At 66.7% G+C, this 20,439-nt stretch carries 19 protein-coding genes; 14 read left to right on the top strand and 5 right to left on the bottom strand.

The features are described 5' to 3' along the window. The first annotated feature begins 200 nt into the window (after positions 1-200). From RR928_RS19040 to RR928_RS19005, 8 genes are all read left to right on the top strand, one after another. Positions 201-653, top strand: coding sequence for a VOC family protein (locus tag RR928_RS19040; RefSeq protein ID WP_332534652.1), 453 nt, complete (start codon positions 201-203; stop codon positions 651-653). 429 nt (positions 654-1,082) lie between these two features. Next, positions 1,083-2,033, top strand: coding sequence for a glycosyltransferase (locus RR928_RS19035; RefSeq protein ID WP_332683766.1), 951 nt, complete (start codon positions 1,083-1,085; stop codon positions 2,031-2,033). Between the two features lie 106 nt (positions 2,034-2,139). Further along, positions 2,140-2,820, top strand: coding sequence for a TetR/AcrR family transcriptional regulator (locus tag RR928_RS19030; protein WP_332549139.1), 681 nt, complete (start codon positions 2,140-2,142; stop codon positions 2,818-2,820). 14 nt (positions 2,821-2,834) lie between these two features. Next, positions 2,835-4,013 (top strand): efflux RND transporter periplasmic adaptor subunit, encoded by a 1,179-nt coding sequence (locus RR928_RS19025; protein ID WP_332534658.1) that lies wholly within the window; start codon positions 2,835-2,837, stop codon positions 4,011-4,013. A gap of 12 nt (positions 4,014-4,025) precedes the next feature. Next, entirely contained in the window at positions 4,026-7,211 is a 3,186-nt protein-coding gene (locus RR928_RS19020; protein WP_332549142.1) for an efflux RND transporter permease subunit, read from the top strand. Positions 7,212-7,277: 66 nt separating this feature from the next. Next, positions 7,278-7,988, top strand: a complete 711-nt coding sequence (locus tag RR928_RS19015) for a protein-L-isoaspartate O-methyltransferase family protein (RefSeq protein ID WP_332534661.1) — start codon at positions 7,278-7,280, stop codon at positions 7,986-7,988. 16 nt (positions 7,989-8,004) lie between these two features. Beyond that, positions 8,005-8,349, top strand: coding sequence for a rhodanese-like domain-containing protein (locus RR928_RS19010; protein ID WP_332534662.1), 345 nt, complete (start codon positions 8,005-8,007; stop codon positions 8,347-8,349). Positions 8,350-8,439: 90 nt separating this feature from the next. Beyond that, positions 8,440-9,810 (top strand): TolC family outer membrane protein, encoded by a 1,371-nt coding sequence (locus RR928_RS19005; RefSeq protein ID WP_332534664.1) that lies wholly within the window; start codon positions 8,440-8,442, stop codon positions 9,808-9,810. A 15-nt stretch (positions 9,811-9,825) separates the two neighbouring features. Here the strand turns inward: RR928_RS19005 and RR928_RS19000 are convergent, their stop codons facing one another. The 3 genes from RR928_RS19000 to RR928_RS18990 all read right to left on the bottom strand — a co-directional run bounded on the left by RR928_RS19000 (position 9,826) and on the right by RR928_RS18990 (position 13,251). After that, complete coding sequence (locus RR928_RS19000) at positions 9,826-11,142, bottom strand: 3-deoxy-D-manno-octulosonic acid transferase (RefSeq protein WP_332534665.1); 1,317 nt, start codon at positions 11,140-11,142, stop codon at positions 9,826-9,828. Beyond that, complete coding sequence (locus RR928_RS18995; protein WP_332549146.1) at positions 11,143-12,531, bottom strand: phosphomannomutase/phosphoglucomutase; 1,389 nt, start codon at positions 12,529-12,531, stop codon at positions 11,143-11,145. A gap of 117 nt (positions 12,532-12,648) precedes the next feature. Further along, positions 12,649-13,251 carry an isochorismatase family protein gene (locus tag RR928_RS18990; protein ID WP_332534668.1) on the bottom strand — a complete coding sequence of 201 codons (603 nt, stop codon included), beginning with the start codon at positions 13,249-13,251 and terminating at the stop codon, positions 12,649-12,651. A 188-nt stretch (positions 13,252-13,439) separates the two neighbouring features. On the opposite strand from RR928_RS18990, the gene RR928_RS18985 reads away from it, so the two are divergent. From RR928_RS18985 to RR928_RS18960, 6 genes are all read left to right on the top strand, one after another. Beyond that, positions 13,440-14,012, top strand: a complete 573-nt coding sequence (locus RR928_RS18985; protein ID WP_332534697.1) for a C40 family peptidase — start codon at positions 13,440-13,442, stop codon at positions 14,010-14,012. Between the two features lie 122 nt (positions 14,013-14,134). After that, the gene (locus RR928_RS18980) at positions 14,135-14,395 is read left to right on the top strand and encodes a GlsB/YeaQ/YmgE family stress response membrane protein (protein WP_332534669.1); all 261 of its coding nucleotides are present in this window, start codon (positions 14,135-14,137) and stop codon (positions 14,393-14,395) included. Further along, a complete protein-coding gene (locus RR928_RS18975) occupies positions 14,392-14,955 on the top strand; it encodes a hypothetical protein (protein ID WP_332534670.1) in 564 nt (187 codons plus the stop codon). The genes RR928_RS18980 and RR928_RS18975 overlap by 4 nt, the downstream gene beginning before the upstream one ends. An 85-nt stretch (positions 14,956-15,040) precedes the next feature. After that, a complete protein-coding gene (locus RR928_RS18970; protein ID WP_332534672.1) occupies positions 15,041-15,493 on the top strand; it encodes an EVE domain-containing protein in 453 nt (150 codons plus the stop codon). Between the two features lie 195 nt (positions 15,494-15,688). Beyond that, a complete protein-coding gene (locus RR928_RS18965; RefSeq protein ID WP_332534673.1) occupies positions 15,689-16,720 on the top strand; it encodes a M4 family metallopeptidase in 1,032 nt (343 codons plus the stop codon). 1 nt (position 16,721) lies between these two features. Next, positions 16,722-17,069 (top strand): protealysin inhibitor emfourin, encoded by a 348-nt coding sequence (locus tag RR928_RS18960; protein WP_332534674.1) that lies wholly within the window; start codon positions 16,722-16,724, stop codon positions 17,067-17,069. 74 nt (positions 17,070-17,143) lie between these two features. Here the strand turns inward: RR928_RS18960 and lpdA are convergent, their stop codons facing one another. Together lpdA and aceF are read right to left on the bottom strand one after the other, a co-directional pair. Then, entirely contained in the window at positions 17,144-19,018 is a 1,875-nt protein-coding gene (gene lpdA, locus RR928_RS18955) for a dihydrolipoyl dehydrogenase (RefSeq protein ID WP_332683758.1), read from the bottom strand. A 12-nt stretch (positions 19,019-19,030) separates the two neighbouring features. Continuing rightward, positions 19,031-20,439: dihydrolipoyllysine-residue acetyltransferase (gene aceF, locus RR928_RS18950; protein WP_332683756.1), on the bottom strand; the 1,409-nt coding region annotated here is incomplete at its 5' end.

The raw sequence follows: 20,439 nt of genomic DNA, 5'->3' as shown, positions 1-20,439 counted from the left end.
CACCAGAAGCAGCCGCCCGCGAGGTAAATCGTTTCCAGCTGGCTGTCTTGTTGACTTTGAGGAGTTTTTTCCATGGCGGATAGGTCCTGAGATGGGATGGAAAGGCAGGCCGAGTTTAGGGTACGTCGCAGCAATCCCATACGCTCGATCCAGATGACAATTCATCATATGGATGCCACACCGTTAGATTGAAAGCCCTCATGGATCTCAAGTTCAGTCACATCGACGTGCTGGTCAACGACCTTGAAGCGGCGTGCCGCTACTACGCCCGCCTCTTTTGCGCCGAAATCTCCAGAATCCAGGCCTGGGATCGTGGCGGTCTGCGGGTGCGCTATGCGATGGTGCGGTTTGGCCAAGAACGCTTCATTCTGGTCCAACCCCTTCAAGGCAACCTCAAGGACCTGCTGGACAGCCACGGCGAAGGCACGATCTACCGCCACTGCTATACGACGCCGAACATAGAAGCCGCCTACGATGCATTCGTCGCCCAGGGCGTGCAACCCGAAGACGAGAACGGCAACGCTTTGGCAAAGACCAGCCTAGAGTCCCCCAGCGGCACACGCATTCTCTGGCTGCCCAAAAAATTCGGCAGCTTCTCCATCGAGTTGCTGGAAGAAAGTGAGCTGAACAAGTTCATTCAGGACATTTTCTGAGCAGCACAACAAGAAGGCGCGCAAGCAATGATCGACGTCCAAGGCACTGCACAGACCGATCCAGCGGGCGGTGGATCGCATGCTGGCGCAGAACCGCTGATCCTCGTCGCCACCAGCGGAACCGGGGGCGACATTCTGCCGTTCATCATATTGAGCCAGGGGCTGCTGCAACGCGGTCGCCAGGTGCTCATGCTGGTGCCCCGCTTCCACGAGCCCCGGGTCGCCGCCGCAGGAATTCCCTGCCTGACGTTCGGAACCGATGAAGCGTGGCAAGCACTGCTGAGCAACCCGGATCTCTGGGACGAACGCAAGGGCTGGGGCGTGATCTGGCGCGGACTCGTGCCCCACCTTGGCGCCTTGCGCGAGTTCATTGCGCAATTGCCGGCGCATGAATCCTGCGTGGTGTTGACCCATCCGATTCTGGTGCCCATGGCAGCGCTGGCCCGATCGGTACGCCCCGACTTGCGGATTGTCGCGGCCTACCTCGCCCCGGCAAATTTGTGCAGCAGCCACGACATGCTTACCGCCGGTTCGTTGCGAGTTCCCGCCTGGGTGCCTATCCCATGGCGGCAGGCGCTGTGGAAGCTGATCCACCGGGGCTGGATCGATCCCGTCACATTGCCCCATCTCAATGCAGCGCGCGGTCAAGCGGGCCTGCCTGCGGTCGCGCATTTCTTCGAACACATGCTGGCGGCGCCAAGCGTCTCTATGGGCCTGTTTCCGAGCTGGTACGCGCCCACCGCGCCCGATTGGCCGGCCTCTTTTTCAGACGGCGATTTTGTCGGACCCGGCGCGCAGTGCACGGCGACGCTGTCGTCCGAGCTGCAGCAGTTTCTGTCATCGGGCGACGCACCGATTGTCTTTACGCCCGGCACCGGCCACCAGCATGCCGCACGGTATTTCACCGCGGCCTTGCAGGCGCTGCAGCGGCTGGGCCGCAGGGCGATCTTTGTCACACCGCATGCGGCGCAACTGCCTGCGGCATTGCCGCCCCATGTACTGTGGCAGGCCCATGCACCTTTCTGCGCGCTCTTGCCACGCGCGGCGGCGCTGGTGCATCACGGCGGCATAGGCACCACGGCCGATGCCTTGCGGTCGGGCACCCCCCAACTGATAGTGCCGTTTGCCTATGACCAGTTTGACAATGGGCTTCGCGCCCGACAATGGGGTGTTGCCGAAGTGCTGCTGGCCAGGCGCTTGTCTGCCCGCCGCATGCAAAGGCAACTGGCGCGCCTGCTTTCATCACCCGATGTGGCCCGGGCCTGCAGCGCCCTGGCCCTGAAGATGGAGCAAGGCCCCGATTTGCCATGGTTGCTGGATCGGGTGGAAGCCGCCCTCTTTGCGCCACCGGCGATGCCCTCCAACCCGCTGCGCGATTGAACGCCAATGCGGCATCACGCGCCCTTGCATTGACGCTCGCAAACGCCCTGGTTATATTAATAACCCATTAGTCATTAACATGCCCCATTCCGCTTCCGCCCCTTCCATGCCGACTGCCGACGCCTCCGAGCCGCAGCGCCGCTCGCGCCGCAAGAACGCCCGCCCCGGCGAACTGCTGGCCGCGGCGCTCGACCTGTTCGTCGAAAAAGGCTATGCCGCCACGCGCGTGGAGGAAGTCGCAGCGCGCGCCGGCGTCTCCAAGGGCACGCTGTTTCTCTACTTCGCGAGCAAGGAAGAACTGTTCAAGGCCGTGGTGCGCGAGAACATCGCCGGGCGCTTTGCCGAATGGCAGCTCGAACTCGATGTCTTCGAAGGCGACAGCGAAGCCCTGCTGCGCCACTGCTACGCCGTGTGGTGGGAGCGCATAGGCAGCACCAAGGCTGCAGGCATCACCAAGCTGATGTGCAGCGAGGCGCGCAACTTCCCCGCGCTCGCGCATTTCTACCAGCGCGAAGTGATGGTGCCGGGCAATGCGCTGGTGCGGCGCATTCTGGAGCGCGGCATCGCGCGCGGCGAAATCCGCCCGCTGGACCTGGACACGGGCGTCTATCTGGTGCTCGCGCCCATGATGTTCCTGATGTTCTGGCAGAACTCGATGGCCTGGTGCGGGCCGGCGCCCGCGGACCAGGGCGCGGGCAGCGGCTGCGCCGTCATGCCGTTCAGCCCGCAAGCCTATCTCGAGGCACAGATAGACAACCTCGTGCGCGGGCTCGCGCTCAGACCCTGAACCACTCCAGCCCCATGACGCGCCGCAAAATACTGCTCCTGGTGATCGCCGCGGCGCTGGCCATCGCCTTCGCCGTGGGCCGCGCCCTCATCAAGCGCCAGCACCAGCAGCAGGCCGGCCAGCAAGCGGCCAGCGCGGCGCCCATGCCTTTGCGCCTGCAGCCCGGCGAAGTGCTCACGGTGCAGCGGCGCGCGTTGCCGCTGGGCGTACAGGTATCAGGCGTGGTCGAGGCGCTGCAGGTGGCAAGCATCAAGTCCTATGCCGCGGGAACGCTGCAGGACCTGGCCGTGCGCGAAGGCGACAGCGTGCAGGCCGGCCAGGTGCTGGCGCGCGTCGATGCGGCCGACGCCAGCGCGCGCCTGCGCCAGGCCCAGCAGGAAGCCGAGGCCGCGCGCGCCCAGCTGTCCATACAGCAGCGCCAGCACAGCAACAATGAGGCGCTGGTGGCCCAGGGCTTCATTTCGCAGACCGCGCTGCGCACCTCCGACGCCAATCTGCAGGCCGCGCAGGCGCAGTACCAGTCGGCGCTGGCACAGGCCGATGTCGCGCGCAAGGCCGTGGCCGACACCGTGCTGCGCAGCCCGATCGCCGGCCAGGTCGCGCAGCGCCTGGTCAACAACGGCGAACGCGTGGCCGTGGAGACCAAGGTGCTTGAAATCGTTGACCTGCGCGAGCTGCAGCTGCAGGCACTGCTGCCGCCCGCCGACGCGCTGCAGGTGCGCGTGGGCCAGACGGCAAGGCTGCGGCTTGACGGCAGCGCGCAGGAATTCACGGCGCGCGTGGTGCGTGTGAGCCCCCGCGCCGACGCCGCGACGCGCAGCGTGGCGGTCTATCTGCAGCTGCGCCCGCCCGCCGCCGCCAGCGGTACGGCCCCGGTGCTGCGTCCCGGCATGTTCCTGCAGGGCCAGATCGATCTGGAGACCAGCGCGTCGCCCGCGCCGCTGGTGCTGCCGCTGGACGCCGTGCTGACCGACAAGCCCCAGCCCTATGTGCAGCTGGTGCAGACGACGACCGATGGCCAGCTGACCATTGCCCACCGGCCGGTGAGCGTGGGCGCGCGGGCCTTGATCGACGGCCAGGCCTGGGCCGCGATCGAGGGCGTGGACGAAGGCAGCCGGGTCGTGGCAGCCGGTGCCGGGGCATTGCGCGAAGGCACGCGCGTCGAGATCTCGGCCAGCGTCGGCGCCCGCTGAAAGCCCGCACGCATGTGGTTCACCCGCGTCAGTCTGCACAACCCGGTGTTCGCGACCATGGTGATGCTCGCGCTGCTGGTGCTGGGCGTGTTTTCCTACCAGCGGCTCAAGGTCGACCAGTTTCCCAACATCGACTTCCCGGTGGTGGTGGTGACCGTCGCCTACCCGGGCGCCGCGCCCGAGATCGTCGAAAGCGAAGTCACGCGCAAGATCGAGGAAGGCGTGAACTCGGTGGCCGGCATCAATGCACTGACTTCGCGCAGCTACGCGGGCACCAGCGTGGTGATCATCGAATTCCAGCTGCAGATCGACGGCCGCCGGGCCGCCGAGGATGTGCGCGAGAAGGTCGCCGCGGTGCGCCCCTTGCTGCGCGACGAAGTCGAGGAGCCGCGTGTGCAGCGCTTCGATCCCGCCGATGCCGCGGTCTGGTCGCTGGCCGTGCTGCCCACGGGCGAGGGCCGCGACCCGCCGCTGTCGCCGGTCGAGCTCACGAGCTGGGCCGAGCAGGTGCTCAAGAAACGGCTGGAGAACGTGCGCGGCGTGGGGGCCGTCAATCTGGTCGGTGCGACGCCGCGCGAAATCAATCTCTATCTCGATCCCCAGGCGCTGGAGGCTTTCGGCATCAGCGTCGACCAGGTCGCGCAGGCGGTGCGCAGCGAAAACCAGGATCTGCCGCTGGGCGCCGTGCGCTCGCTGGCGCAGGAGCGCATGGTGCAGATCGACGCGCGCATGCAGCGCCCCGAAGACTTCGCCGACATCATCGTCGCGCGCCGCCAGGGCAGCGCGGTGCGGCTGGGCCAGCTCGCGCGCGTGCTCGACGGCGCGCAGGAAATCGAGAGCCTGGCGCTGTACAACGGCCAGCGCAGCCTGCTGCTGTCGGTGCAAAAGGCCCAGGGCGACAACACCATAGAAGTCGTCGACGGCCTGCGCCGCGCCGTGGCCGCGATGCAGGCCGAGCTGCCTGCGGGCGTGCGCCTCGAAGCCATAGGCGACATGGCGCGGCCCATACGCGTGGCCGTGGACAACGTCCGCCAGACGCTGATCGAAGGCGCGGCGCTCACGGTGCTGATCGTGTTTCTGTTCCTCAACTCCTGGCGCTCCACGGTCATCACCGGGCTCACGCTGCCGATCGCGCTGATAGGCACCTTCCTGTTCATGCACTGGCTGGGCTTTTCGATCAACATGGTGACGCTGATGGCGCTGTCGCTGTGCGTGGGGCTGCTGATCGACGACGCCATCGTGGTGCGCGAGAACATCGTGCGCCACCTGCAGATGGGCAAGACGCCCTATGCGGCGGCGCTCGACGGCACGCAGGAGATCGGCCTGGCCGTGCTTGCAACCACGCTGTCCATCGTCGCGGTGTTCCTGCCCATAGGCTTCATGCAGGGCATCATCGGCAAGTTCTTCCACGAGTTCGGGCTGACCATCGTCGTCGCGGTGCTGATTTCGATGTTCGTGAGCTTCACGCTGGACCCCATGATGTCCAGCGTCTGGCACGACCCCAGCGTCCACGCGCCGTCCGGGTCCGGCCAGCGCAGGAGCTTGTACGACCGCAGCATAGGCCGCGTGACCGGCTGGTTCGAGCGCATGACCGAGCAGCTGGCCGGCGTCTACCAGCAGATCCTGCGCTGGGCGCTGGGACACCGGCTCGCGACTGCGCTGTCGGCGCTGGCGATCTTCGCGCTCAGCGTGATGATGGTGCCGCTGCTGGGCACGGAGTTCGTGCCCAAGGCCGATTTCTCCGAAACCACGGTGCAGTTCCACACGCCCCAGGGCAGCTCGATAGAGACCACCGAAGCCAAGGCCAGGCAGGTCGAGGCGCTGCTGCGCGCCATGCCCGAAGTGCGTTACACGCTCGCCACCATCAACACCGGAGCGGCGCGCGGCAAGACCCATGCGAGCATCTATGTGCGCCTCACGGACCGCCACCAGCGCGCGCGCAGCGCCGAGGCGCTGGCGACCGAGCTGCGCACGCAATTGCGCCAGATCGCGGGCATCACCGTGACCCAGGTGGGCCTGCTCGATCCGGTGGGCGGGCAAAAACAGATCGCGTTCTCGCTGCAGGGCCAGGACCTGGCCGAACTGGGCCGGCTCAACCAGCAGGCGCTGGCGTTGATACGCGACATCCCTGGCCTGGTCGATGTCGACTCCAGTCTCGAAAGCGACACGCCGCGCGTGACGCTGGCGATCAAGCGCGAGGCCGCATCCGACCTGGGGCTGTCGACCGGTGCCGTGGCAAGCGCGCTGCGCACGCTGCTTGCAGGCCAGGACGTGGGCAACTGGCGCGCGAGCAACGACGAAACCTACGATGTGCAATTGCGCCTCGCGCCCGAAGACCGGCTGTCGCCGCTGCAGCTGGGCCGGCTGCCGCTGCTGGTCACGGCCCAGGACGGCACGCGGCGCAGCATACGGCTGGACCAGGTGGCGGACATCCGCGCCTCGGCCGGCCCCAGCCAGATCAACCGGCGCGCGCTGACGCGCGAAGTGTCCATCACTGCCAACGTGTCGTTTCGCTCGGTCGGCGAAGTCTCGGCCGACATCCGCAGCGCGCTCAAGGGCCTGACGCTGGCCCCGGGCTACAGCTGGCAGTTCAATGGCTCGACCAAGGACATGGACGAATCGTTCGGCTACGCGCTGTCGGCCCTGGCCCTGGCCATCGTCTTCATCTACATGATTCTTGCCAGCCAGTTCAAGAGCTTTCTGCAGCCGATGGCGCTGATGACCGCCCTGCCCCTCACGCTGATCGGCGTGGTGCTGGCCTTGCTGATGTTCGGCTCGGCGCTGTCGATGTTCTCGATGATAGGCGTGATCATGCTGATGGGCCTGGTGACGAAGAACGCCATCCTGCTGGTCGATTTCGCCATCCGCGCGCGCCAGGACCAGACCGACCCCGCGACCGGCGCGGTCACGCCGGGGCTGGCGCGCGAGCCGGCGCTGCTGCTGGCGGCGCGCGTGCGGCTGCGCCCCATTCTGATGACCACGCTGGCCATGATCTTCGGCATGCTGCCGCTGGCCCTGGCGGTCAGCGAAGGCTCGGAGCAGCGCGCGCCCATGGGCCAGGCGGTCATTGGCGGGGTGATCACCTCCTCGCTGTTGACGCTGGTGGTGGTGCCGGTGATGTACTGCTACATGGACGATCTCGCCAACTGGGCGCGGCGCCTTTCGGGTCGAACACGCCACAAAGCAGACCCTCGGTGAAACATGTACCCACTCCCTCGTAGAATCAAAGGTTTGTCGTGATCAGCCTTTCCCCGGAGTAACCCCATGAACATGCCCTTGAACACCTCAGCCAACGCCAACGACCCAGTCGAGCAGGCGCGCTTCAACATGATCCAGCAGCAAATCCGCCCCTGGAACGTGCTGGAGCAGGACGTGCTGGATACGCTCAACGAGGTGCCGCGCGAACAATTCGTCGCCCCCGAGCACCAGGGCCTGGCCTTCATGGACATCGAGATTCCGCTGCACGGCACGCCCGAGGAAGCGACCCAGAAGGGCTGGAACATGCTTGCGCCGCGCGTCGAAGCCCGCATGCTGCAGGACCTGCGCATCCAGCCCACCGACAAGGTGCTCGAAATCGGCGCCGGTTCGGGCTACATGGCGGCCTTGCTGGCCCACCAGGCACGCGAAGTGCTGAGCCTGGAAATCGTGCCCGAACTCGCCGAACTGGCGCGTGAAAACCTGGCTGGCGCGGGCGTGACCAATGCCACCGTGCGTCTGGCCGACGGCGCCAGCGACCCGCTGCCCGAAGGCCCGTTCGATGTGATCGTGCTCAGCGGCTCGGTCGCACAGGTGCCACCCGCGCTGCTGCAGCACCTGACCGAAGGCGGCCGTCTGGGCGCTATCGTCGGCCACGAACCCGTGATGCGCGCCACGTTTGTCACCCGCACGGGCAACAGCTTCGAGACCACCTCGCCCTGGGACACCTACGCGCCGCGTCTGGTCGGTTTCGCCGAGCCTTCGCCGTTCAAGTTCTGAGCCCCCGGAGCCGCAGATGCTTGCCCAAGTCCGCCCCGCGCAATTCGACCAATGGCTGCAACAGGTCCAGGCCCAGGGCCTGACGCCGCTGGTGCTCGACGTGCGCGAGCCCTGGGAATGCGCGACCGCCAGCGTCACGCCGCAAGGCTTTGAACTGGTGAACATTCCCATGCAGGACATTCCCGCGCGCCAGCAGGAGCTGGACCCGGAGCGCCCCATTGCCTGCCTGTGCCACCACGGCATGCGCAGCATGCATGTGGGCATGTTCCTGCTCAACCAGGGGTTCGAGCAGGTCACCAACATTACCGGCGGAATCGATGCCTGGTCGCGCGAGCGCGACCAGGCGGTTCCCCTGTACTGAGACCCAGGCGATGGCGCCGGGGTCTTTTCTCCGTGTCTGTCCGTGCCCTCGCACGCGCGGCGCGGCAGCCTTCTCTTAGCAAGGAACACCATGCCCCTGGCCCGCACGCTGCGGTTCTCGCCCACCCCCTGGCGCAATGCCAGCACTCTCTTGGCCATCCTCGCTTTCGCGCCGCTGGCGCAGTCGCAAAGCCTGGTCGAGCTCGCCGAACGCGCGCGCGGCTTCGACGCCGTATGGCAGGCGCGCCAGGCCGAAACCGATGCGGCCTACAGCCGCTCGGAACAGGCGCGCGCCGGCCTGCTGCCTTCGGTCGGCCTGCAGGCGGGCGCGAGCCGCGCGCGCACCGAAATCAGCCGACCCGACTTCACGCTCAACGCGAGCACCCAGACTGCGACGCTGAGCGCTTCTCAGCCGCTGTACCGGCCCGCCAACCGCATTGCCTTCACCCAGGGCCAGCGCAGCTTCGAAATCGCGCTGGCACAGCGCGACGCGGCCGAGCAGGACCTGATCGTGCGCACCAGCCAGGCCTATTTCGATGTGCTCGGCGCCCAAGACGCGCTGCGCTTCGTGCAGGCGCAAAAGGAAGCGGTGTCCGAGCAGCGCGCGTTCGCCCAGCGCAATTTCGACGTAGGCAATGCGACCATCACCGATGCACGCGAAGCGCAGGCACGCTACGACCTGATCGTCGCCCAGGAAATCGCGGCCGACAACGATCTGCGCGTCAAGCGCCTGGCGCTCGAGCAGCTCGTGGGCACGCCCGGCGTGCAGCCGCTGCCGCTGGCCCAGCCCGTGGTGCTGCCGCCGCTGTCGCCCGCCGATCCCCAGGCCTGGGTCGATGTGTCGCAGGGCATGCAGCCGCAACTGCGCCAGGCCCAGCTCGCGCTCGATGTCGCGCGGCTCGAAACGCGCAAGGCCGAAACCGGCCACCTGCCCACGGTCGACCTGCAGGCCGGCTACAGCGTCAACAACAACCCGCAAGGCACGGTCACCGCGCCCAACAACGGCTTTCGCACCAATGTCGCGAGCGTGGGTGTGCAGCTCAACATGCCGCTGTTCGCGGGCTTTTCCGTGCAGAACCGCGTCAAGGAAACGCTGTCGCTGGAACGCAAGGCCGAAGCCGATCTCGACAACGCGCGCCGCAGCGTGGCGCAGTCCACGCGCGCCGCGTTCTATGGCGTGCAATCGGGCCAGGGCCAGATCCGCGCGCTCGAAGCCGCCGAGGCCTCGAGCCAGAGCGCGCTGGACGCCAACCGGCTGGGCTACGAAGTGGGCGTGCGCATCAACATCGACGTGCTCAATGCGCAAAGCCAGCTCTACCAGACCAAGCGCGATCTGGCGCTGGCGCGCTACAACCTGATCCTGGGCCAGCTCAAGCTGCGCCAGGCCGCGGGCACGCTCAGCAGCGACGACCTGCGCGCCGTCAATGCCCTGCTGAGCACCGACGCCGCCGCGACGCGTTGATACGCACACCGCCGCTCAGCGGCGATTGATGGGGCCGCTGTGCAGCAGCTGCTCTATGGCCATCGCCGTCGCCTGCGCCGCGCCGCGGTGGGCCTGGGCAAACTCCAGGCAATGCGCGACGGCTGCGGTGCGCGCGGGCACATCGTGCACCAGCACCAGCGCAGCCTGCACACCCGCGTCGAGATCCGCCACCCGCCGCGCCGCGCCCGCCGCGCAGGCGAGTTCGGCCGCTTCGGCGAAGTTGAACGTCGAGGGCCCGACCAGCATAGGGCAGCCACAGGCCGCGGCCTCGATCAGATTCTGGCCGCCCAGCGGCGCAAAGCTGCCGCCGAGCAGCGCGGCATCGGCCATGCCGTAATAAAGAGGCATCTCGCCCAGCGAATCGCCCAGCCACAGGCATTCCTCGCCTGCCTGGGCCAGCGCGCGCGGCGGCGCGCCCAGCCATTCGCTGCGCCGCGAAACCCGCAGACCCGCGGCCTGCAGCGCCAGCGCGACGGACTCGAAACGCTGCGGATGGCGCGGCACGACCAGCCATTGCACTTTGAGCGCCTGCGCGCCGAGTCGGCGCAAGGCGGCGATGAACAGCTCCTCCTCGCCTTCGCGGCTGCTGGCCAGCATCACCACGGGACGCGCCGAACGGTGGCGCCATTGCGCGCCCTGCGCGAGCAGGCCCGCATCGGGCAGCACGTCGAACTTGAGATTGCCCAGCACGCCGTGCACCGGCGCCGCGAGCGCGCGCAGCCGCTGGGCATCGGCCTGGGTCTGGGCCCAGACCGCGGCCAGCGCCTGGTAGGCGGGCATGGACAGCGCCGACAGCTTCAAGGCCTTGTCCAGCGACTTGCTGTTGAGCCGCGCATTGGCCAGCGCCAGCGGCACGCCGCGCGCGCGGCAGATCGCAGCAAGATTGGGCCAGACTTCGGTTTCCATCAGCACGCCGACGGCGGGCCGAAATTGCGCGACGAAGCGCTCGACGGCGGCGCGCGTATCCCAGGGCTGCCAGACCTGCAGGTCGCCGCTGCGCAGCAGCTTCTGGCCTTCGGCGCGGCCCGTGGCCGTGCCATGCGTGAGCAGCAGCCGCATGTCGGGCAATTGCGCGCGCAGCGCGGTGATCAGTATCGCCGCGGCGCGCGTCTCGCCCAGCGACACCGCATGCACCCAGATCCAGCGGCCCGCGCCGTCACGCCCCAGACTCTCTGGCTCGTAATGGCCAAAGCGCTCCCCGACCTTGAAAGCGTAGCCCGGCTCGGCGCGCGCGCGCTGGCGCAGCTTGCGCCGCAGCAGCGGCTGCGCGACCCAGGTCAGCGCCGAATACAGCGCCAGTGCCCAGTTCATTTAATGCGCGGCGCTGCCGACTTGCGCGCCGGGCTTGACGCGCTCGAGCAGCGCCAGCATCTCGGCCTCGATGCGGTGCAGTGCTTCGGGCGTATGGCCTTCGAAACGCAGCACCAGCACCGGCGTGGTGTTGCTCGCGCGGATCAGGCCGAAGCCGTCGGGCCAGTCGACGCGCAGTCCGTCGATGGTGTTGAGCTGGGCCGGGGCCGCAAAGCTGCTGGCCGCGAGCGCCTGCAGTTCGGCCGTGAGGCGGTGCGGCTCGCCTTCGGCGCAGGCCACATTCAGCTCGGGCGTCGAATGGCTGGTGGGCAGGGCCAACAGCTGCGCGCTCGGATCGGCGCTGCGGCTGACGATTTCCAGCAGGCGGCAGCCCGCATAGGTGCCGTCGTCGAAACCGAACCAGCGCTCCTTGAAGAAGATATGGCCGCTCATCTCGCCGCCCAGCGGCGAATCGAGCTCCTTCATGCGCGCCTTGATCAGCGAGTGTCCGGTCCTGAACATCACCGGCTCGCCGCCGGCTTGGCGGATCGCGGGCGCGAGCCGCTGGCTGCATTTGACGTCGAACACGATGTGGCCGCCGGGCACGCGCGACAGCACGTCGGCGGCGAACAGCATCATCTGCCGATCGGGAAAGATATTGCTGCCGTCCTTGGTCACGATGCCCAGGCGGTCGCCATCGCCGTCGAACGCCAGGCCCAGCTCGGCATCGCTGTGCGCAAGCGCGGCGATCAGATCGCGCAGATTCTCGGGCTTGCTCGGGTCGGGATGGTGGTTGGGGAAGTTGCCGTCGACTTCGGAAAACAGCTCGATCACTTCGCAGCCCAGCGCGCGGAAGATGCCCGGAGCCGAGGCGCCGGCCACGCCGTTGCCGCAATCGACGACGATCTTCATGGGCCGCGCGAGCTTCACATCGCCGACGATGCGCGCGGTGTAATCGGCCAGCACGTCGGCATGGCGCACCGAGCCGCCGGGCAGCAGCTGCCAGCTCTCTTCTTCCATGGTGCGGCGCAACGCCTGGATCTCTTCACCGTAAATTGCACGGCCGTTGAGCACCATCTTCAGGCCGTTGTAGTCCTTGGGATTGTGGCTGCCCGTGACCTGGATGCCGCTTTGGCACAGCGTCGCGGCCGCGAAATACAGCATGGGCGTGGTCGCGACACCGATATCGATCACTTCGATGCCCGCGGCCACCAGGCCATCGATCAAGGCCGCCGACAGCGCCGGACCCGACAAGCGGCCATCACGGCCCACGGCCACGGTGGTCTGCCCTTCGGCGCGCGCGGCCTGACCGAAAGCCAGGCCTGCACCGCGCACCACGGCTTCGTTCAGGGTCGTCGGCACGACGCCGCGGATGTCATAGGCTTTGAAAATGGAAGGTGTCAGCTGCACGGAATGACTCTAGTAGAGGGTGAACACCGGCGCCATGGGCGGCGCCAGCGAAACAGAGGCGGCCATTGTAGGCCGGCCTGGTGGCGCCCGCGCGGCGGCGCGCAGGCGCATGCCGGCTTACTTGATCAGCGCCAGCACATCCTTGAATGCCGGATGCTCGCAACTGCCCAGCCACTCGAACGCCACCATTTCGGTGGTCACCAATTCAACACCCGCACCGGCGAGCCGGTCGAAGGCCGCGTCACGGTTGCGCTCGGTGCGCGAGCTGCAGGCATCGGTCACGACCCAGACGTCGAACTCTTCCTCGACCAGATCGAGCGCGGTCTGCAGCAGGCACACATGGGCTTCGCAGCCCGCGAGCACGATGGTGCCGCGCTCGGCTTCCTGGGTCTGGGGCTTTTGCAGGTGCTTGGGCAGGCTGCGTGCATTGCCGCCCTGGGGACGTGCAGGCGGACGCAGCCATTCGCCCAGGCCTTCCTCAACGCCGCTGAACTGCATCTTGGCCAGGGTGCGCTGGCACAGCGCACGCAGCTGCGCGTCGTTGGCGCCCAGCTTGGAAGGATTTTGCTCCGTGCCCCAGACAGGCACTTCGAGCAGCCGGGCGACCTGGGCCAGCAGGCGGGCATTGGCCAGCACGGCCTGGCCTTCAAAAATGGCCGGCATCAGGCGTTCCTGGTAGTCCACCAGTACCAGCTGGGATTCAAACGAGTCAAGCAACATGGAAATCTTTCTTTTTCGGTCCGCAATGGCTGCATTGTCGCAGCCCGGGCCCGTCCCTGGGGCCTGATGGGCTCCCTCTGAGCCAGAGCGGCGGGCCGCCCATGCAAATGCGATCCAATCCGGAAAAAAACTGTAAATCCCCATTTCAGGGTATGTCGCCCAAGCTTTCCATGTTACCCTTTGTCTCCATGTCCAGATGGTTGTGTGCTCTTCTTTTTACCTGTGTCAGCGCCCATGCCGCGCCTGACAGTCGCTCCGCCGACGACGACATGCAGCGCTTGCTGGTCAGCAAGGGCCTCATCTCCCAAATCAATACGCAATTGCATGAAGCCGGCCAAAACGTGGCAGCGCGCACGTCCGAACTGGTCGGCACGGCCATGGGCTTCCTGGGCGTACCCTATCGCCGCGGCGGCAACAATGCCACCACGGGCTTCGACTGCAGCGGTTTCGTGCGTGCCATCTACTCGCAGACCGTGGGCCTGGTGCTGCCGCGCCGCGCCGACGAGCAGGCAAATGTCACGCAGAAGATCGACAAGAACGAGTTGCGCCCTGGCGACCTGGTGTTCTTCAACACCATGCGCCGCACGTTCAGCCATGTCGGCATCTATGTGGGCGAAGGCAAGTTCATTCATTCGCCGCGCTCGGGAGCAACAGTGCGCGTCGAAAGCATGCAGACGCCATATTGGTCGCACCGCTTCGATGGCGCGCGCCGCGTCGAAACCGCCGAGCTCGCAGGCGATCCGCTCGCCATGACGCGCTGAGCCGATGATTCGTCGCTGGCAGGCAGGCTGAGCGACAGGTTAAGCCCCTGTCCGACATGGCTTGCCATGGGCTGGGCACTAGAGTCAGGTGTCGAATCCCTCACACTCAAGGAGCCCACCTTATGTTCTCTCTTCTCGGAACCTTGATCGTCGGTCTGATCGTGGGCCTCATTGCACGCGCCGTCAAACCCGGCGACGACAGTCTGGGCTGGATCATGACCATCTTGCTGGGCATTGCCGGCGCCTTTCTGGCCAGCTATATCGGCGTGGCCATGGGCTGGTACCAGCAAGGCGATGCCGCGGGCTGGATCGCTTCCATCGTGGGTGCGATCGTGCTGCTGGTGATCTACCAGTTCGTGCGCGGCAAGACCGCCGACCGATGAGCCAGGCCACCGGAACCGAAGGCGCTGCGGCGCCCGCCCGGCAGGCGCAGATCGATGCCGCCGCGCAGCGCTCGCGCAAGCTGCTGCACAGGCGTGCGCTTGCGGGCGCATTCGTCAGCGCCGTGCCCATTCCCGGTCTGGACTGGGCGGTGGATGCCGCGCTGCTATCGCGCCTGGTGCCGCGCATCAGCAAGGAGTTCGGCCTGAGCGTGGAGCAGCTCGACGCGCTCGAGCCCTCGCGGCGCGAAGGCATTCAGAAAGCCGTGGCCATCGTCGGTTCGGTGCTGATCGGCAAACTCGTCACGCGCGAAATGCTCATCCGGCTGGTGCAGAAAGTCGCCACGCGCATGGCCGCCAAACAGGTCAGCAAGTTCGTGCCGATTCTGGGTACGGCGACCGCCGCCGCCCTGGGCTATGCCGCGCTGCGCTTTCTCGGCGAGCAGCATATCCGCGACTGCATCCGCGTGGCGCAAAGCTCCGACGTCGACCTGCCCGTGGGCAGCACGGCGCACGCCGACGCACTGCGCCAGCGCGCAGCGCGCAACGCCGCGCGTCACTGAACCGGCAAGCCAGCGCGGGCTTTGCCACAATGCAGCCATGCCTGCTGCATCTTCCACCCCCTCTACCCCGCGTCGCTTCTGGCTCATGAAAAATGAGCCCGAAACCGAATCCATAGACCACGCGCTGGCCGCGCCCCATGCCACGCTGGCATGGAGCGGCGTGCGCAATTACCAGGCGCGCAACTTCATGCGCGACCAGATGCAGGTCGGCGACGGCGTGCTCTATTGGCACTCCAGTTGCGCCGAGCCCGGCATCTACGGGCTGGCCTGCATTGCCAGCGAAGCGCGCGTGGATCCCACGCAGTTCGACCCCGCAAGCCCTTATCATGATCCGCGCTCCAGCCCCGACAAGCCGCGCTGGCTGCTGGTCGATGTCAAGGCGCTGCACAAGACCCGGCCGGTGGGGATTGCCGAACTGCGCTCCCACCCCGCGCTCGCCGACATGACGGTGTTGCAAAAAGGCAATCGCCTGTCGATCAGTGAAGTCACGCCCGCGCAGTGGCATTACCTCAACGAGCACCTGCTGCAGCCCTGCTGACCCGCGCGGAATCATCCGCGCAAGTAGGGCCTCTGGATGCCCTCTTCCACCCCGGATTTACCATCAATTCACGGCCGCTGGAACGCAGTCCGCGCTCCTGCCGAACGGAGAGGGACACTCCGCCACCGCCCCAGCCCGATGGGCTCGAGGCTTGCGGCGTATGCCCCTTCCACTGCTTGACCGGGAGGGTTCAAAATGTACCGATGCCAATGCCAGATCGTTCCGGACGAGGTGCTCAAGCGCTGGGCCTGTGATCCCCAGCTGTCCGAGGAGCTTTGCAAGAATGCGGAGTACTCGGCGCGGCTGAGCACGCATTTCCGTGACATAAGGCTGCAGAACAAGAAGCTCGCCGGGTTTTTGCTTGAAACCCACACGCTCACGACGCTGACCGAAAATCCCGAAGTCACCTTGTTCGATTGCAAGCAGACATTGAGCCTGCCGGGCTCACAGGTCAGGGAACCGGCCAGGTCCGAGGATCCCACGGTCAGTCGCACCTACACGGAAACCGACTACCTCGCGACCTTCCTGCGCCAGGTCTTCAAGCGCAACTCCGCGGACAACGCCGGAATGACGCTGATGTCCTCGGTGCACTATGGCAAGAAATACAACAATGCCATGTGGAACGGACTGCAGATGATCTACGGCGACGGTGATGGCGAACTGTTCACCGATTTCACGCTGGGTATTGATGTGATAGGCCATGAACTCACTCACGGCCTGACCCAGTACACGCTGCAGCTCGACTACGACGACGAGCCCGGCGGCCTCAACGAAAGCATTTCCGACTGCTTCGGCTCGATGTTCCGCCAATGGCGGCTCAACCAGGATGCAGCGAGCGCCGACTGGCTCATAGGCAATGACATTCTCGGCAAGACATCGCTCAATCGCGGCTTCACCTGCCTGCGCGACCTGTCCGATCCCGGCGGCAAGCATTGCCTGGCGCCCCAGCCCGTGCACTACTCGGAAATCAAGCCCGGCATGGATCCACACTTCAGCAGCGGCCCGCCCAACCTCGCGTTCAGCACCGCGTGCCGGCAGGTGGGCGGCAAGAGCTGGAACACCGTCGGAAAGGCCTGGTACCACGTGATCTCCAATGCAGGCCAGCGCCCGCGCATGACCATGGCGGAATTCGCGGACCAGACCCGGCAGGCCGCAGCCGAACTGTTCGGCAGGGAGTCGGCCGTCGACGTCGGCATCAATGCCGGCTGGAAGAAAGTGGGGCTGTGACATGCGCGCCGAACTGCTGATGTCCAGCCCCGTCGCGGGCTGGGGGCGCATCGATGTCGAGCGGCTTGGCGGCCTTGCAGGCTACGGCATGCCTGGATCGCGCATTCGCAGCCGCGGCCATATCCTGGCCAAGGATCTGAGTCCGACAGACCAGAGCACCTTGCGCAGTCTCTTTGTGGAGCCCGCCGATGCACCTGCCTGGGTGCGCGACGGCTTTCGCTACCACCTCACCAGACAAAGCGATTGCGGCCCGCAGACCGTGATCGCGTCCGAAGCGACCGTGCCCGATTCCATTCGGGAATGCGTGCGCGATGAAATCATTCCCGATGGGGCGCCAAGCCTGACCTGACGCCGCGGCATGCAAAAAAGCCGCACATGCCCGCAAGAGCATGTGCGGCCTGCTGGCCCGCGCGGACGCGCGAATTACTTGCGCACTGGAGGCACGTCCGTGCAACTGCCGTGCGCGACTTCCGCGGCCATGCCGATGGACTCGCCCAGCGTCGGATGCGGATGGATGGTCTTGCCGATATCGACGGCATCGGCACCCATTTCAATCGCCAGGGCGATTTCACCGATCATGTCACCTGCATGCGTGCCGACCATGCCGCCGCCAAGAATCCGGCCGTGGCCATGGGCCTCGGGCGAATCGTCGAACAGCAGCTTGGTCACGCCTTCGTCGCGGCCGTTGGCAATCGCCCGGCCCGAGGCCGCCCAGGGGAACAGGCCCTTCTTGACCTTGATGCCCTGCGCCTTGGCCTGGTCTTCGGTCAGGCCCACCCATGCGACTTCGGGGTCGGTATAGGCGACGCTGGGGATCACGCGGGCATTGAACGCGGCCGCGGCCAGTTCCTTGTTGCCCTGCAGTTCGCCGGCGATCACTTCGGCCGCCACATGCGCCTCGTGCACCGCCTTGTGCGCCAGCATGGGCTGGCCCACGATGTCGCCGATCGCAAAGATATGCGGCGCGCTGGTGCGCATCTGGATGTCGACCGGAATGAAGCCGCGATCGGTCACCGACACGCCTGCGGCTTCGGCCGCGAGCTTCTTGCCGTTGGGCGTGCGGCCCACGGCCTGCAGCACCAGATCGTAGGTCTGCGGCTCGGGCGCCGTGCCGCCCTCTTCGGCGGCCGCGAACGTGACCTTGATGCCTTCGGGCGTGGCCTCGGCACCCACGGTCTTGGTCTTGAGCATGATGTTGTCGAAACGCGGCGCGTTCATCTTCTGCCAGATCTTGACCAGATCGCGGTCCGCGCCCTGCATCAGGCCGTCCATCATCTCGACCACATCCAGGCGCGCGCCCAGCGTGGAATACACCGTGCCCATTTCGAGGCCGATGATGCCGCCGCCCAGGATCAGCATGCGCTTGGGAACTTCCTTGAGTTCGAGCGCGCCCGTGGAATCGACCACGCGCGGATCTTCGGGCATGAACGGCAGGCGCACGGCCTGCGAGCCCGCGGCAATGATGGCGTTCTTGAACTGCACGACCTGGGTCGTGCCGCTGCGCTCGGTGCCTTCACCTTGCGTGGCTTCGACCGACAGGTGGTGGCTGCCGACGAACTGGCCGTAGCCGCGCAGCACCGTGACCTTGCGCATCTTCGCCATCTGCGCCAGACCGCCGGTCAGCTTGCCTATGACCTTTTCCTTGTGGCCGCGCAGCGTGTCGATGTTGACCTGGGGCGCACCGAATTCCACGCCCACGGCCGACAGGTGCTTGACCTCGTCGATCACCGCCGCGACATGCAGCAGCGCCTTCGACGGGATGCAACCCACGTTCAGGCACACGCCGCCCAGCGTCGCGTAGCGCTCGACCAGCACCACCTTGAGGCCCAGATCGGCCGCGCGGAACGCTGCCGAATAGCCGCCGGGGCCGCCGCCGAGCACGACCACGTCGCACTCGAGGTCGGCCGCAGCGCCCGCATATTGCTGGGGCACGGGCGCGGCCACGGCCGGCGCTGCGCCGGCAGCCGCCGTGGGCAGCGCCACCGCGGGCGCAGGTGCAGGCGCCGCAGCGACAGGCGCGGGTGCGGGTGCCGGGGCCGGCGCCGAAGCACCTGCTTCGGCTTCGGCTTCCAGCGTCAGCACCACGCTGCCCTGGGCGACCTGGTCGCCGATCTTCACGCGCAGTTCCTTGACGATGCCGGCATGCGACGAGGGAATCTCCATCGACGCCTTGTCGGATTCGACGGTGATCAGGCTCTGGTCCACGGCAACCTTGTCGCCGGGCTGCACCAGCAGCTCGATCACGCCGACGGTGTCGAAGTCGCCGATGTCAGGGACCTTGATATCAATGATGGCCATCTGCATGACTCCTTACAGCACGATGCGGCGATAGTCCGCCAGCAACTGGCCCAGATAGGCATTGAAGCGCGCGGCCAGCGCGCCGTCGATGACGCGGTGGTCGTACGACAGCGACAGCGGCAGCTGCAGGCGAGGAACGAACTGCTTGCCGTCCCACACCGGCTTCATCTGGCCCTTGGACAGGCCCAGGATCGCCACTTCGGGCGCATTCACGATGGGCGTGAAGTGCGTGCCGCCTATGCCGCCCAGCGACGAGATCGAGAAGCAGCCGCCCTGCATGTCGGCGCCGCCGAGCTTGCCGTCGCGCGCCTTCTTGGCGAGCTCGCCCATTTCCTGGCTGATCTGCATGATGCCCTTCTTGTCGGCATCCTTGAGCACGGGCACCACCAGGCCGTTGGGCGTGTCCGCCGCAAAGCCGATGTTGAAGTACTGCTTGTAGACCAGCGTGTCGCCGTCGAGGCTGGCGTTGAACTCGGGGAACTTCTTCAGCGCCGCGACCACGGCCTTGATCACGAAAGCCAGCATCGTCACCTTGACGCCGCTCTTCTCGTTTTCCTTGTTGGTCGACACGCGGAAGGCTTCGAGTTCGGTGATGTCGGCTTCGTCATTGTTGGTGACGTGCGGAATCATGACCCAGTTGCGGTGCAGGTTGGCGCCGCTGATCTTCTTGATGCGCGACAGCTCCTTGCGTTCCACCGGGCCGAACTTGGCGAAGTCGACCTTGGGCCAGGGCAGCAGGTCCAGACCCGCGCCGCCGCCGGCAGCCTGGGCCTTGGGCGCGACCGCGCCCTGGGCCTTGGTCTGCAGCGCGCCGGACATCACCTGCTTGGTGAAGGCCAGCACGTCGGCCTGGGTGATGCGGCCCTTTTGCGCCGTGCCGGTGATCTCCTCGAGCGGCACGCCGAGTTCGCGCGCGAACTTGCGCACCGAAGGCGAAGCGTGCGGCAGCTTGCCCGAAGGCGGGGTCGTGGGATTGTGCGCGGGCACGGCGGCGACCGGTGCCGCAGCCACGGGCGCGGCTGCAGGCGCAGCGGCCGGGGCCGGCGCGGCCACAGGAGCCGGTGCGGCGGCGGGAGCCGAGGCTGCGGGCGCCGCAGCGCCAGCGCCTTCGATCTCGCCGATCACATCACCGATGTTGACGGTGTCGCCGACCTTGAGCGTCAGCGCCTTGATCACGCCGGCGGCGGGCGATGGAATCTCCATCGACGCCTTGTCGGATTCGACGGTGAACAGCGATTGCTCGGCCGTCACCGTGTCGCCCACCTTGACCAGGATCTCGGTTACTGCCACATCCTTGAAGTCGCCGATGTCGGGGATTTTCAAGGCGATGGTTGCGGCCGGGCCTGCGGCCGCGGCGGCGGGAGCCGCTGCTGCCGGTGCAGGGGCGGCTTGCGCTGCGGGAGCGGGAGCCGCCGAAGCCG

The organism is Comamonas sp. (assembly GCF_036666375.1).
Classification (GTDB): Bacteria; Pseudomonadota; Gammaproteobacteria; order Burkholderiales; family Burkholderiaceae_C; genus Comamonas.
Note: the sequence above shows the minus strand (reverse complement) of the source record. Positions and strands in the feature narration are given on the sequence as shown.

Excerpts from the sequence above, each read along its gene's own strand:
- RR928_RS19040 (WP_332534652.1), top strand. The coding sequence starts at position 201 with ATGGATCTCAAGTTCAGTCACATCGACGTGCTGGTCAACGACCTTGAA.
- RR928_RS19035 (WP_332683766.1), top strand. The coding sequence starts at position 1,083 with ATGGCAGCGCTGGCCCGATCGGTACGCCCCGACTTGCGGATTGTCGCG.
- RR928_RS19030 (WP_332549139.1), top strand. The coding sequence starts at position 2,140 with ATGCCGACTGCCGACGCCTCCGAGCCGCAGCGCCGCTCGCGCCGCAAG.
- RR928_RS19025 (WP_332534658.1), top strand. The coding sequence starts at position 2,835 with ATGACGCGCCGCAAAATACTGCTCCTGGTGATCGCCGCGGCGCTGGCC.
- RR928_RS19020 (WP_332549142.1), top strand. The coding sequence starts at position 4,026 with ATGTGGTTCACCCGCGTCAGTCTGCACAACCCGGTGTTCGCGACCATG.
- RR928_RS19015 (WP_332534661.1), top strand. The coding sequence starts at position 7,278 with ATGAACATGCCCTTGAACACCTCAGCCAACGCCAACGACCCAGTCGAG.
- RR928_RS19010 (WP_332534662.1), top strand. The coding sequence starts at position 8,005 with ATGCTTGCCCAAGTCCGCCCCGCGCAATTCGACCAATGGCTGCAACAG.
- RR928_RS19005 (WP_332534664.1), top strand. The coding sequence starts at position 8,440 with ATGCCCCTGGCCCGCACGCTGCGGTTCTCGCCCACCCCCTGGCGCAAT.
- RR928_RS19000 (WP_332534665.1), bottom strand. The coding sequence starts at position 11,142 with ATGAACTGGGCACTGGCGCTGTATTCGGCGCTGACCTGGGTCGCGCAG.
- RR928_RS18990 (WP_332534668.1), bottom strand. The coding sequence starts at position 13,251 with ATGTTGCTTGACTCGTTTGAATCCCAGCTGGTACTGGTGGACTACCAG.
- RR928_RS18985 (WP_332534697.1), top strand. The coding sequence starts at position 13,440 with ATGTCCAGATGGTTGTGTGCTCTTCTTTTTACCTGTGTCAGCGCCCAT.
- RR928_RS18980 (WP_332534669.1), top strand. The coding sequence starts at position 14,135 with ATGTTCTCTCTTCTCGGAACCTTGATCGTCGGTCTGATCGTGGGCCTC.
- RR928_RS18975 (WP_332534670.1), top strand. The coding sequence starts at position 14,392 with ATGAGCCAGGCCACCGGAACCGAAGGCGCTGCGGCGCCCGCCCGGCAG.
- RR928_RS18970 (WP_332534672.1), top strand. The coding sequence starts at position 15,041 with ATGAAAAATGAGCCCGAAACCGAATCCATAGACCACGCGCTGGCCGCG.
- RR928_RS18965 (WP_332534673.1), top strand. The coding sequence starts at position 15,689 with ATGTACCGATGCCAATGCCAGATCGTTCCGGACGAGGTGCTCAAGCGC.
- RR928_RS18960 (WP_332534674.1), top strand. The coding sequence starts at position 16,722 with ATGCGCGCCGAACTGCTGATGTCCAGCCCCGTCGCGGGCTGGGGGCGC.
- lpdA (WP_332683758.1), bottom strand. The coding sequence starts at position 19,018 with ATGGCCATCATTGATATCAAGGTCCCTGACATCGGCGACTTCGACACC.